The 13,434-nt window shown below is 30.7% G+C and carries 14 protein-coding genes; 8 read left to right on the forward strand and 6 right to left on the reverse strand.

All coding sequences use genetic code 11. From position 1 onward, the window contains the following. Positions 1-11: 11 nt before the first annotated feature. From MW871_RS12315 to MW871_RS12335, 5 genes are all read left to right on the forward strand, one after another. Positions 12-494 carry a DUF305 domain-containing protein gene (locus tag MW871_RS12315; RefSeq protein WP_248428835.1) on the forward strand — a complete coding sequence of 161 codons (483 nt, stop codon included), beginning with the start codon at positions 12-14 and terminating at the stop codon, positions 492-494. Next, positions 484-2,811, forward strand: a complete 2,328-nt coding sequence (locus MW871_RS12320) for a multicopper oxidase domain-containing protein (protein WP_248428847.1) — start codon at positions 484-486, stop codon at positions 2,809-2,811. Before MW871_RS12315 ends, MW871_RS12320 begins: the two co-directional genes overlap by 11 nt. Positions 2,812-3,037: 226 nt before the next feature. Further along, on the forward strand, positions 3,038-3,361 hold the full coding sequence (locus MW871_RS12325; protein WP_248428848.1) for a LytR/AlgR family response regulator transcription factor: 324 nt from the start codon (positions 3,038-3,040) through the stop codon (positions 3,359-3,361). A gap of 128 nt (positions 3,362-3,489) precedes the next feature. Beyond that, entirely contained in the window at positions 3,490-3,987 is a 498-nt protein-coding gene (locus MW871_RS12330; protein WP_248428850.1) for a hypothetical protein, read from the forward strand. Positions 3,988-4,283: 296 nt separating this feature from the next. Beyond that, on the forward strand, positions 4,284-5,291 hold the full coding sequence (locus tag MW871_RS12335; protein ID WP_248428852.1) for a DNA topoisomerase IB: 1,008 nt from the start codon (positions 4,284-4,286) through the stop codon (positions 5,289-5,291). A gap of 1 nt (position 5,292) precedes the next feature. On the opposite strand, the gene MW871_RS12340 is transcribed toward MW871_RS12335, so the two are convergent. Next, on the reverse strand, positions 5,293-6,522 hold the full coding sequence (locus MW871_RS12340; RefSeq protein ID WP_188051076.1) for a multidrug effflux MFS transporter: 1,230 nt from the start codon (positions 6,520-6,522) through the stop codon (positions 5,293-5,295). A 106-nt stretch (positions 6,523-6,628) separates the two neighbouring features. Then, positions 6,629-7,348, reverse strand: a complete 720-nt coding sequence (locus MW871_RS12345) for a sulfite exporter TauE/SafE family protein (protein WP_248428854.1) — start codon at positions 7,346-7,348, stop codon at positions 6,629-6,631. A gap of 106 nt (positions 7,349-7,454) precedes the next feature. Between MW871_RS12345 and MW871_RS12350 the strand changes: the two genes are divergently transcribed. Then, positions 7,455-7,874, forward strand: coding sequence for an Lrp/AsnC family transcriptional regulator (locus MW871_RS12350; protein ID WP_210646527.1), 420 nt, complete (start codon positions 7,455-7,457; stop codon positions 7,872-7,874). 179 nt (positions 7,875-8,053) lie between these two features. Here the strand turns inward: MW871_RS12350 and MW871_RS12355 are convergent, their stop codons facing one another. Further along, positions 8,054-8,560, reverse strand: coding sequence for a DUF2911 domain-containing protein (locus MW871_RS12355; RefSeq protein WP_248428856.1), 507 nt, complete (start codon positions 8,558-8,560; stop codon positions 8,054-8,056). Between the two features lie 184 nt (positions 8,561-8,744). Here MW871_RS12355 and MW871_RS12360 point away from each other — a divergent pair, with 184 nt between their 5' ends. Further along, the gene (locus tag MW871_RS12360; RefSeq protein ID WP_248428858.1) at positions 8,745-10,661 is read left to right on the forward strand and encodes a DUF294 nucleotidyltransferase-like domain-containing protein; all 1,917 of its coding nucleotides are present in this window, start codon (positions 8,745-8,747) and stop codon (positions 10,659-10,661) included. 2 nt (positions 10,662-10,663) lie between these two features. Further along, complete coding sequence (locus tag MW871_RS12365) at positions 10,664-11,260, forward strand: 3'-5' exonuclease (protein WP_248428859.1); 597 nt, start codon at positions 10,664-10,666, stop codon at positions 11,258-11,260. Between the two features lie 17 nt (positions 11,261-11,277). Here the strand turns inward: MW871_RS12365 and MW871_RS12370 are convergent, their stop codons facing one another. The 3 genes from MW871_RS12370 to MW871_RS12380 form a co-directional block, all read right to left on the reverse strand. Next, positions 11,278-11,763 carry a 4'-phosphopantetheinyl transferase family protein gene (locus tag MW871_RS12370; protein WP_248428861.1) on the reverse strand — a complete coding sequence of 162 codons (486 nt, stop codon included), beginning with the start codon at positions 11,761-11,763 and terminating at the stop codon, positions 11,278-11,280. A gap of 16 nt (positions 11,764-11,779) precedes the next feature. Further along, a complete protein-coding gene (locus tag MW871_RS12375) occupies positions 11,780-12,037 on the reverse strand; it encodes an acyl carrier protein (protein WP_210646522.1) in 258 nt (85 codons plus the stop codon). Positions 12,038-12,108: 71 nt separating this feature from the next. Then, positions 12,109-13,383: a beta-ketoacyl-[acyl-carrier-protein] synthase family protein gene (locus MW871_RS12380; protein WP_248428863.1), complete on the reverse strand. Its 1,275-nt coding sequence runs from the start codon at positions 13,381-13,383 to the stop codon at positions 12,109-12,111. Between the last annotated feature and the right edge of the window lie 51 nt (positions 13,384-13,434).

A 13,434-nucleotide genomic window follows, 5' to 3' on the forward strand; every position in this document is an offset into this window, starting at 1 on the left:
ACTATAGTAAGATGGAAAATTTAGAGAAACACAAAAAGCAAAACATGTATACAAAATTCATTTCAATGTTAGGAACGTCCTTTCTTGCAATGTATGTTACGATGTATTTAAATACGTACTCAGTAGACCATGTATACTTTAGTCTGACACGATTTTACATGACTTGCTTAGGAATTTCAGCCATGTCATTAATAATGTTATTTTTTATGATGGGAATGTATCGCAACAAGAAAAAAAACATGCTGATAATATTAGGAAGCATTATTTTATTTAGTTCTGCTTTGTTTCTTGTTCGCGTTCAAAAACCAATCGTTGGCGATACGCTTTGGATGAGAGCAATGATTCCACATCATTCAATCGCAATTTTGACAAGTGAAAGAGCAGATATTAAAGATCCAGAAGTTAAAAAATTAGCAGATGATATCATCGCTGCACAAAAAAAAGAAATTGAACAAATGAAACTAATGATTAAAAGATTAGAAAATGAAAAATAATATTATAATCGCTGTTGTTTTTGTACTCTTTATTTCAAATATGCTTTTGGCTCAAAAAGTCGTCCATTATGATCTTTATGTAAAAGATACTTTAGTGAATTTTTCTGGAGAAGAAAAAAGAGCAATTGCGGTAAATGGACAGATTCCAATGCCAACGCTAACTTTTACAGAAGGCGATATTGCTGAAATTGTAGTTCATAACCAATTGAAAGAAAGTACTTCATTACATTGGCACGGATTATATTTGCCAAACAAAGAAGATGGTGTTCCGTACTTAACACAAATGCCTATTGAACCTGGTGAAACCTTTACGTATCGTTTTCCAATTGTGCAAAATGGTACACACTGGTACCACAGTCATAGCGGAATGCAAGAGCAAATTGGGATGTACGGTTCGTTAATTCTAAAGAAAAAAACCGACGATAAAACCTTTAGAAAAGGAATTGATGACTTGCCACAAGTTCCTGTGATTTTAAGCGAATGGACCGATTTGAATCCCAAAAACGTACATCGATTACTCCACAACGCTTCCGACTATTTTGCCATTAAAAAAGGAACAACTCAAAGTTATGCTGAAGCTTTAGAAGCAGGGCATTTTAAAACCAAATTAACCAACGAGTGGAAACGCATGTTAGCTATGGATGTGAGTGATGTTTATTATGATAAATTCTTGATAAATGGTCAGAATGAAAATCAGCTAACGCAATTTAAAGGCGGAGACAAAGTACGATTACGAATTTCCAATGGCGGTGCATCATCTTATTTTTGGTTGAATTACGCTGGCGGAAAAATGACTGTAGTGGCTAACGATGGTAATGATGTAGAGCCTGTTGAAGTAGATCGATTGATTATCGGAGTTTCAGAAACATACGATGTTGTGGTTTCTATTCCTGCCGACAATACCTCTTATGAGTTATTAGTAACTCCAGAAGATAGGACTAAATCAACTTCTCTTTATATTGGTCAAGGAATTAAACAATTGGTTAGTCCGATGCCAAAATTGAAATATTTTGAAGGAATGAAGATGATGAACGACATGATGAACATGGATGGTTCAATGAATGATATGGGAATGGATATGTCGTTGCAAAAAATGGATATGAATACAGTTATGTATCCAGAAATTTCAGGAGTTAGTAAAAAGCCGAAAGCTGGAGGTAGCGATCCAATGAAAATGGATGGAAATATGGATCATTCAAAATCATCTGCTAAATTTGTCACTGAAGGAAAGCAAGAAAGTGGAATGAAAATGAATGAAAAGATGGATCATTCAAAACACAATAGGAGTGCGATGAATTCTGATATTGTAACGCTGAATTATTCAATGTTAAAATCACCAACTAAAACTACTCTTGATAAAAATGCTCCTGTGCGCGAAATTAGATTTGAACTTACTGGAAACATGAATCGTTATGTGTGGAGCATGGATAATAAAGTTTTATCTGAAGTGGATAAAATTTTAATTAAAAAAGGGGAGATCGTTCGTATCACTTTATACAATAATTCTATGATGCGTCATCCTATGCATTTGCACGGACATGACTTTAGAGTTATAAATGGTCAAGGAGAATACTCTCCGTTGAAAAATGTATTGGATATTATGCCAATGGAAACAGACGTAATCGAATTTGCTGCTAATGCAGATGGCGATTGGTTCTTTCATTGTCACATTTTATATCACATGATGTCTGGGATGAATCGGGTTTTTAGTTATGAAAATTCTGAATCGAATCCTTATTTGCCTAATAAAGCTGATGCCTATAAAAAACTACAAGCGGAAAGTAATGAGTCGCATTTTATGGCTCAAAACGATTTTGCTACCAATGGTAATGATGGAATGGCAATGGTACAAAATGCCCGTTGGAGTTTTGGTACAGAATGGCGTTTAGGATATAACAAGATGCACGGCTATGAAACCGAAACCCATATTGGTCGATATATTGGAAGAAATCAATGGTTTATGCCTTTTATAGGTTTTGATTACCGTTATAGAAAAATGGGAATGGACCAGCAAGAAACTAATTTATTTAATCAATCCAATACTAAAGATAATCGCAGTTTGGTTAGTTTAGGGTTTGATTATACATTGCCAATGTTGGTAATTTTTCAAGCAGAAGTGTATCATAATGGCGATGTTCGTTTGCAATTAATGCGTGAAGATATTCCAATTTCAAAAAGGATACGAGCTGGATTTATGGTTAATACAGACAAAGAATATATGGCTGATTTACGTTATATCATAAACAAAAATATGGGTATTAGAACTCATTATGACAGTGATATGGGATTTGGATTGGGATTATCAGTAAATTATTAAACGGTTACGTAAAAAGGATTAAAAATTCAATTTTATCTCATACAATAATCATATCAACCATTACAAACACTTGAAAAAGTGATGTAATGGTTTTTTTATTCTTATTAAATTAAAAAGTAAACTTTTATGAATAAAAGAACTGAATTTTTATATATTTAATAAAAACTGAAAAGCAAAAAACTATTAGATTAAAATAATTTTAATTTAACGACTTAAAAACAAGCAAATGAAGAATAATTTTACTTTCATAAAAACAGATAGAAAATTACTTAAGATAAATTTTAATGAAATAATATTAATAAAGGGGTTAGGTAATTATGTTGAAATTTTAATGCTTGAAAATAAAAAATATATTTATTATAATTCTCTTAAAGATTTGATGGAGAAATTGCCAAGTGAATTTATGAGAGTTCATAATTCCTACATCGTTAATCTAACAAATATTGATTTTTTCGAGGATAATCATTTAATGTTAAAAGGAAATAAGATTTCAGTAGCAAAAGGTTATCGAGAATGTTTAAATAACACTCTAAATAAATTGATATTATAAGTAGTAAATAAGAATGTAATGCCATTACATAAGAAAATAGTACACTTAAATAAATATTTTTTTATTCATCAATAAACTCTGTTGTTTTGTTTTGAAGATAATTAAAATATAAATTTAAAACATACTATATGGAAACACAAAATAAAAATTCAAAGAATCCTGCTGTTAAAAAAAACAATCCGTTTATTGAGGATGTATCTTCAATAAATGGTTTAATTAAAGCATTTTATGAGGTTGTTTCGGGTGAAGCTGGAGAAAAAAGACAATGGGAAAGAGATGAATTCATTCACAATCCCAAAGCAACTTATACTTATTTATCAAATGAATCTGGTGATTTGAAACAAGTTACTTTATCCTTGAAAGATTTTCATAAAGAAACAGAAAATATGGTTTTAGAGACTGCATTTTATGAAAATGAAATCAATAGAGAAGTAAAAATATTTGGCAATATTGCTCATGTATGGAGTACGTACGAAACAAGATTAGAAAAAAATGGAAAAGTTAAGAGACGTGGTATAAATAGCATTCAACTTTTTTATTCTAACGAGAAATGGGAAATAATTTCTCTAACTTTTGATAGAGAAACTCTAAACAATAAGATCCCGCAAACTTTTAACCCAAAATAAAAAATTAAAATTGTATGATCAAAATTCTATAATCATTACTCCTAAAATTCAATAAAGCCACATTAAAATATAGGTATTAATTCTTAAATTGTTTAATATTTAAAGGATCAAAAACAATTATGAAAAATTTAAAATATATTTTATTAGCTTGAAAATATTGAAGAATGATTTTTCCTTTAGAATAAAAACAGTAATTATTTTAAAACATTATGACAATTATGTAACATTCTAATAAAATTTTAAAACGCAAAAAAATACTTTTAATTTATCTTTAATACATTAAATTTTAATGAATTATGAAAGTTAAAGAAACCACCAAAGAGATCAAACATGTTGGCGATGAAGCCATGTCAATTCACAAGCGAAAAAAAGGAAAAGGATATCAATATTTTGATGAAGAAGGAAATAAAATCACAGATACAATTTTATTGAGTAGGTTTCGTAGGTTGATTATTCCGCCAATGTGGAGTGATGTTTACATCTGCAAATGGGATGATGGACACATTCAAGCCATTGGCAGAGATGCCAAAGGAAGAAAGCAGTACATTTATCATACTACTTTTGAAAAAGCAAAACAAGAAGAGAAGTTTGCTAAAATGAAAAGTTTTGGTAAAGCACTGACAAAATTTCGAAAAAAGGTTTTAGAAGATATTGCCATAAAAGAATGGACTAAAGACAAAATATTAGCTTTAATAATCTTGTTACTTGACGAAACCGGTATTCGAATTGGAAACAAACAATATGCCAATCAAAATGGAACTTTCGGATTAACAACCTTGCGAAGAAAACACATTACATTTGATAAAAACCATGTTGTATTTGAGTATAAAGGTAAAAGCAATCAAATGAGACACGTTGAAGTTGATGATGCCCAATTAGCTAAATTGATAAAAAAATCATCTGAATTACCAGGTTATGAAATTTTTAGATACAAAGATGAAGAGGGTAATTTTCATGCAGTGGATAGCGAAGATGTAAATGAATACATTCGGACTCACATGGGAAAAGGATTTAGCAGTAAAGATTTTAGAACTTGGGTAGCAAGCCGTTTAGCAGTTGAGCTCTATCCTTATGCACTAGAAGCCATTGGTGATACGAAAAAGAAAAAATTTAGTAATACACTAATTCGAATGGTAGCAGATGAATTAGGTAATACTCCTACAGTTTGTAGATCGTATTATGTACATCCTAACATCATGCAAAAAATTGAAGAAAAAACACTTCCTAATAAAATGCATGATGATTTCGGAATGAATCAATTTGAACTTACTTCTTCAGAGAAAGAAGTAATGAAACACATTTAATTTAAGGAACGATTACAATTTCTTCATCAGCAGAAGTCGTAATCGTTTTTTTTATTTTTCTTTTACCAACAATCAAAATCACTAATGCTAGAAGTGTAGTTACAGTCATAATGGCAACCATTGGCACTACTGAATTATGTACAAAAACTCCAACTAAAAACGAGACAAATGCTCCTAAACCCAATTGTATAGCGCCCATTAATGCAGAAGCACTTCCGGCATTTCTCGCAAAAGGAGCAAGAGTTAATCCCGCTGTATTTGGATTAGAAATTCCTAAACAAGCCAGAAATAAAAACAACATGGCAATCGTTCCATATAATCCTAAAACATTATTAATTACCAAAATAAGGAATAATATCGCAATAATTGATTGAGAAATTAATGCCCCAAAAATCATTTGTTCACTATTAAATTTTCGCAAAAGCAAAGAATTGAGTTGGCTAGCACTAATAAAACTGAGAGACATAAAAGCAAAAATCCAACCATAGGTTTTAGCATCAACCTCAAAAATATCCATAAATAGGATAGGAGAGGCCGCTACATAAGTAAACAAACCAGAAAATGCAATTGCACCCGCAAAAGCATACGTATAAAATTGAGGTTCTTTTAGTATAGTTATAAAATTTGTAATTATTGCTTTTGGTTTTAAAGAGATTGAAGTATCTGGTAAATAAGTGTTTGGCAAAACTAATTGTGCTGCGATCAAAATTACAATTCCCATACACATCAATATAAAAAACACGGTGTGCCAACCATAATCAGCAGTAACATAACCTCCAATTGTTGGTGCTAACATGGGCGAAAGACCTACAACCAGCATTAATAACGAAAACACTTTGGGAATATCTTTTACAGGAAACAAATCACGAACCATAGATACAGAAGCTACGGTTGCGGCACAACTACCAACAGCTTGAATGAATCGCAAACCAATAAATGTATCGATATTCGTAACGAAAACACAACCTAATGAAGCGGCTATATAAACCAAAAGCCCTATAAATAATGGTTTTTTTCTTCCAAAACGATCCAGTAATGGACCATAAAGGAGTTGCCCTGCAGATATACCAATAAAGTAACTGGATAAGGTCATCGAAACATTGGCTACCGTTGTATTCAAATCTTTTGCTATTCCAGAAAAACCTGGTAAATACATATCAATAGAGAAAGGCCCTAAAGCGGTTAAGGATCCTAATATCAAAATTAATTGAAAGTATTTTTTCTTTGTCATTACAGTATCAGTCTTCAAAATAGCTAATTTAATTTTTTGCAAAGGTAAATGAAATAAATGCTTTACTGAAAATTAACGAGCAGTAAGATGAAATGTAGGACAGATGCTAATTTTTGAAAAGTAATACTAATCCAGAAACTAGAAGTAATGTCAGAATTAATTTTTTCAAAAATTCCTCGTCCAATTTTAAAAAAACTATTTTACCTAAAACCAATGCAAGTATAAAAAATGGTAAAACATATAAAGAATTATAAAGCTCAATAGTTGTAAAAACTCCCTCGAAAACTAAAACAGATATTCGCATCATAGATACCAATCCCAAGATTCCGAACATGGTTGCCCTAAAAACCCTGACATCACTAGTTTCGTTTTTAATAATTACTGCATATAAAGGTCCTCCCGTAGAAAAAACACCCGAAAAGAAACCTCCAAAAAGACCTAAAATGAATTCTAATTTACTACCAAATTTCCAATTATTTTTATTTAAAATACTATTCAAAACAAATAGAATGATAAAAATGCCAAGTGCTTTTTTTAGTAGAGTTGGCTGACCATATATTAAAACTATTGAACCGATTAGAATTCCAATTAAAGAAGTTATTGCTAATTTTCTAAGCAAGATTTTATCCATATTTTTCCATTCCTTGTAAAAATAAATAGGAGAAGCAATGGAGTAAAAAATAGATATGTAACAAACAGCCTCAGTCAACGGCATTACCAAAAGTAAAATAGGAAGTGCTACTAAAGCCCCAGCAAAACCAGTAATTGTTTGTATAAGAAATCCTAAAAAAATTCCAATTGATAGTAATAATAATAGAGTATCCATGATGCAAAAGTAAATCAACAACTAATTTTACTGAAATTTTATCAATGGATTTTATAGTATTTTACCATAAAAAAAAGGTAATTTTACTAACTTAAAAGATTTTTTTATGGTAGATGCAATCGATTTAAAAATAATAGAAAAACTAAAAGTTAATGCTAGAGTTTCATTTGTTGACATTGGAAAACAAATTGGTCTTTCGCCATCAAGTGTTCGAGAACGCATTCAAAAGCTCGAAGATATGGAAGTTATCAAAGGTTATAGTGTAGAACTGAATACTAAAAAGCTTGGTTTTGGTCTTGAAGTTTTTATTATGTTCAAATTGTTTAGTGGTAATTTAATTCTTTTTAGCGAACAACTCAAAGAGTTTCCAGAAATAACAGAAATACATCGGATTACTGGAACTCATAATATATTTATGAAAGTAATTTTAACAGATCAATTGCATTTACAACAATTTATAGACAGGCTTTTAATTTATGGAGAACCTACAACACATTTGATATTATCCAACTTAAAGAGTACATAGTTAAATTGTTATCAATCAATGTAAAATATCCTTTTAAGGATAAAAACAGTATAATTTACAAATGAACTATAATTTATATTATGTAAAATAGACTTTATTACAAAATAATAAACTCACAAAGCTTTTAAATAAAAAAAGCATCACCTTTCAGTAATGCTTTCATGTTTTTGTAACAATTATTATTTTATACTCATTGGTATATTCCACTTTTCCCAACTCAATACCACTTTATTATTAGCAACAGTGTAAACTAATTTTTCTGTTGATGATTTTGAAGCTTGTTGTTTAACAGTTACTCTCAATTGATCTTCTTTTTCATTGTATTTTGAAGATCCCCATTGTTTTGCTTCTTTATTAAAAATTACAATACATTCTTTTTCTTTAGGTATTACAAAGAAAGAATATTTTCCAGCTGGTAATTTTGATCCTCCAACAGTTATATCTTTTGAAGTTTCAAAAGTAGTTGCTTCATTTGCTCCAGCACGCCATACTTCGTTAAATGGAACTAATTCACCCCAAATTTTTCTTTCTTTTACCGATGGACTACTATAATTAATAGTAATTGTTGCTCCATTAATTTTTCCTGTAGCCATTTCTTTACTACTAGCCGGTTTTTCTTGTGCATTTGTAAAGTTGACTACTAATAATGTAATAAACGGGAAAAGTATTTTTCTTAATAACTTCATGATTTAAAATGTTTTAGATTAATGAATAAATGTATGACAAGTAGATTAAAAAGTATAAAAATCATATTTATTTTATGAAAAAATTATGCATTGTATAATTAAAAAGTTTTGGTAGTGTTATGGTTGTGATATGATTTTTAATTTCAGTAATTTTACATTCAAATACGTTTTTATCTTTATAATTATGAATACAATTGCTGAACATATTGCTGATTTTTTAAAGGAATACGCACCTTTCAATCATTTGACTTTTGAGGAATTATCTATAATTGCTACTAGCATACGTGTCGTAAATTTAGAAAAAAACAAAGTATTATTTCAAGTTAATGATTTACTACATGACAGTTTTTATGTTGTAGCTTCAGGTGTGGTTACATTATCTGTTATTGCTGATGCTGAGGAAACACTGCTAAACAAATGTATTGAAGGAGATATTTTTGGTATTCGTCCCTTTTTTGCAAAAAATAATTATATGATGACCGCTAAAGCCAGAGAAGAAAGTCTGGTATATGCGATTCCTATCTCTACTTTTCGTCCTTTTGTGGCTAATAATGCTGAAGTTCTTAACTATCTTTTAGAAAGCTTTGCCGTAAATACTAGAAATTATAAAGACAAAGAGAATTTAATAGGAAAGTTAATTTCTGATAACGTTTTTTACGCAGGAGAAAAGTCTGAAATGCAATATTTTCAGTCTTTGTCTTACAATACTTCACCTATAAAAGTAAATCCTAATGCAATTGTGCAAGATGTAGCTCAATTAATGAACGAAAGTTTAAAGAATAATGCTCTTGTATGCAATAATAACATGCCTTTAGGTATTGTAACGGACACGGATATGCGCTCTAAAATTGCTACGGGTCGATTTCCCATAACCATAGCAGTTGAAAGAATAATGTCTTCTCCAGTTATAACGGTAATGGAAAATGTTTCTTTAGCAGAGGCACAATTACTAATGCTAAAATACAATGTTACTCATTTGTGTGTAACTCAAGATGGAACAGATAAATCTACCATAAAAGGAATTATTAGCGAAAATGACTTGATTATTGCGCAAGCGAGTAATCCTGGAGTTTTGATAAAAGAAATAAAACGCTCTCAGTCTGCAAAAGAACTAAAACAAATTCGCGATCGTTTGTCCGATTTAATTCAGACCTCAATAACAAAAAATATTCCTGTTTCTCATATATTTAATATCGCTAGTGAAATTAATTTAGCGATTATAAAGCGCTCTGTAGAATTATCAATTTTAGATTTGGGCTCTCCTCCTGCTCGTTTTGCTTGGTTAAGTATTGGTAGCCAAGGCAGAAAAGAACAATTATTATTGACGGATCAAGATAGTATTTTAATTTTTGAAGATGTAGCACCAGATAAATATAGAGATGTTAAAGATTATTTTTTTAAGTTAGCCAAAAGAACAACTGGAACACTTGAAAAAATTGGTTATGAATTATGTCCCAACGGGCATATGGCAAGCAATATGCTTTGGTGTAAATCACTAACAGACTGGATCAAGCAATATGACAATTGGATGAAAGATCCAGGTGAAAATAGTGCTAATATTAGTAGTATTTTCTTTGATTATGAAATTGCATTTGGAGAACAAAAAATAGAAGATGCTATTAGTGACGTAGTTTTCAAAAATGTAAAAAACAACAGTTTGTTTTTTGATTTTCTGGGCAATGATGCCTTACGAAAAAATTCACCTTTAAGTTTTTTCAAAAATTTTAATGTTGAAGACGAAGGACCAAACAAGAATAAATTTGATATTAAAACTCGAGCTTTAATGCCGTTGATTGATGGTGCTCGTTTATTAGCTTTAAATTTTGAAATAAGAGGAATTAATAATACACACCATAGGTTTAAACAATTTGCTATAACCGACCCAAAACATTCCGAAATTTATCTAAACTGTGCCGAAGCTTTTCTAACTCTTTCTAAATTTAGAACATTAGAAGGTTTAAAAAATGATAATTCAGGTGAATTTATAAATCTTGATGAACTAACTAAAATAGATCGTGATAAATTAAAAAATGCTTTGTTACCAATGCGTGAATTAGAAGAACTAATAAAAAGTAAATTTCAACTTACTCAATTTTCATAATTATGTTAGAATGGTTAAAAAACATTAATAAAGAACATCCCGAATTTTGGAAAAATTATGTTTCAAAATTCGAAGAAAAATCTTCGCGTTATGTTATATTATCAACAGAAAGTTCTGGCTCCAATCCGGAGAAAGATGTTCTATTATCGATCGCTGCTTTTTCTGTTGTAGAGGATAGTATTTATATTGGCGACAGTTTTGAAGCTGTTTTACTGCAATATCAATTTTATCATGATAATCATTTAGCAGATGAATTTCTATTAGAAAATAAAATTTTAAAATTATCTGAACCAGAAGCTATTCAGTCATTTATCAATTTTGTTGGCAATTCCGTTTTGGTTGGTCACCATATTAATTCTCATGTAGAAATGATAAACCATGCTTTAGATCGCCTAGATTGTGGTAGATTGCGAAATGAGGCTTTGGATATTGATGTAATGCATTGCAAATTAAACGATATTAATGATAAAGAATTTTCACTTGATGAACTTTCAACATTTTATCATATACCCATAAATGAAAAAAATTCTGCTGCAGAAAATGCTTATAGAACAGCTTTGCTTTTCTTAAAACTAAAATCAAGATTGGGAATAAAATAATACTAAAACATACTACTTTACAATACGATTCCTTCCCAGAAACGCCCATGATTTGTTATTGAAACTGGTTTTACTAATTTGGATGAAGTTTTGGATATAAATGGGATACCATCCTTTTTAAGGATATTAGTTTCAAAATTTATTTTATTAATTTGGTCAAAATGGAGTTTATTAGTAACCGCAATGGTATAAATAAACTCCTCTGAAATTTGCGTTTGTGTGTAATAAGTAAATCCATTACAACCTACTGTTCCCTGATTTTCAGTTTCAAAAAAACACTCGAGTTGCAAAGGTATATAAACTCGAATTCCAGTTTCTCTATTGTAAATTTTATAAGCCGCTTCTTTTCTGGTCCATAAATTCCAGACCATTAGCTCGGGATTTATTGCATTCTTTATTAAAGATTGCTCTTTTTGGGTAAAAATCTTATCTAAAAAACCTTTTCTTTGCCAATTGCTTTCTTTTTGGGCTAAAGCCAAATCTACAATGTCATTTCCAATCATCTTTTTTAAAAATTTTCTAAATTTTATCTGCTAATTTAGTAGAAATAATTTCGATTGCTGCTTTTACATTCAGCATTCTTTCCATTGATTCGTTATCAATAACAATATCGTACTTTTCTTCAATATCTAAAATTACATCAACTAAATTAGCTGAATTTATTTTTAAATCATTGATAAAATCGGTATGCTCTGTTAAGGCTTCAAATGCTTCTTTTTCTTGAACGTATGGTTTAATTATTTCTTTTAATTGTTCAATTATAATTTCTTTCTCCATGTTTATTTGCTATTTAATACTACTATATTATTTTTTAACCAATCTCTAAAATAATTGTTTACTGTTTCAATTTAGTTTTTAAATTTTTTAAAAATCAAACATCCATTCACATCTCCAAAACCAAAACTAGCTTTAGCTACTATATCTATATCTTGATTTATAAGTTTTTTAGGTATTTTAATCTCGTCTACAACTGCCTTAATTTCTGGGTGTAAATCTTCACAATTGATGTTTGGAAAAATAAAACCGTGATACAATTGCAATACAGATGCAACACTTTCTATACTTCCCGCTGCAGATAGACAATGTCCCACCATTGACTTTAAGGAATTTATGTAAGGAAAATCTAAACCTTTTCGTTGCAAAGCTTCACTCCAATTCTGGATTTCCAAACTATCTTTTGATGTGGCAGTCAAGTGACCATTTATAACATCAATAGCTTCTGGTTTTATTCCCGCATCAGCAATTGCATTTACAATACATTTTTGTACAGCAATTGGATTTGGAGCTGTCATAGTTCCTAAACCGCGTTGTCCTCCAGAATTTACATTTCCTCCTAGAATTTCAGCATAAATCTTGGCCCCACGAGCCAGAGCAGTTTCGAGGTCTTCTATTACTAAAGCCCCTGCTCCACTTCCTGGAACAAAGCCAGAAGCGCTAGCACTCATTGGTCTTGAACCTTCTTCAGGTGTGGTATTGTGTTTAAAAGTACAAACCCTCATGGCATCAAAACCGCCCCATATATAAGGTCCAGAATCACTTGTACTTCCAGCCAAAATACGCTTTGCTTTTCCTTGTTTGATGCGCTCGTAAGCCATTAAAATACTTTCGGTACCTGTAGTGCAAGCTGAGGAATTGGTAGTTACCTGATTTCCCAGACCTAATTTACCTCCTAAATAGGCGCTTACGCCACTATTCATGGTTTGAGCCACAGCAGTGCTACCCAAACGTCTGGTTTGAAAGTCATCAATTTTATAAATACTTTCTCTAAATTTATCAATTCCAGAAGTTCCTGTACCAAAAATAGTTCCGCTATCCCAGTCAGGATCTTGGTTGTTTTCTACTGGTAATCCTGCATCTTTCCATGCATCAATTCCTGCTATAACGCCATACAGTATGCCAGAGGAATTAAAGTTACGAAGTTCTAACTCTGAAAAATAACGCAGTGACAATTCGTTAGAAATCTCAGGTTTACCGGAAATCTGACATGAAAATTGCAATCTTTCTAATTCTGGATCTTGTTTTATTCCTGAAATTCCATTTTTTATGGCATGAGTAAATGCATCAAGCCCTACTCCGTTTGGTGCCACTATTCCAAGTCCTGTTATTACTACCCTTTTATTCATTTATAAAGTCAATTTTAGTAAGAATACAAATTTCAGTGACAACTGTAAACT

The organism is Flavobacterium pygoscelis (genome assembly GCF_023162025.1).
In the GTDB taxonomy this organism is placed as follows: domain Bacteria; phylum Bacteroidota; class Bacteroidia; order Flavobacteriales; family Flavobacteriaceae; genus Flavobacterium; species Flavobacterium pygoscelis.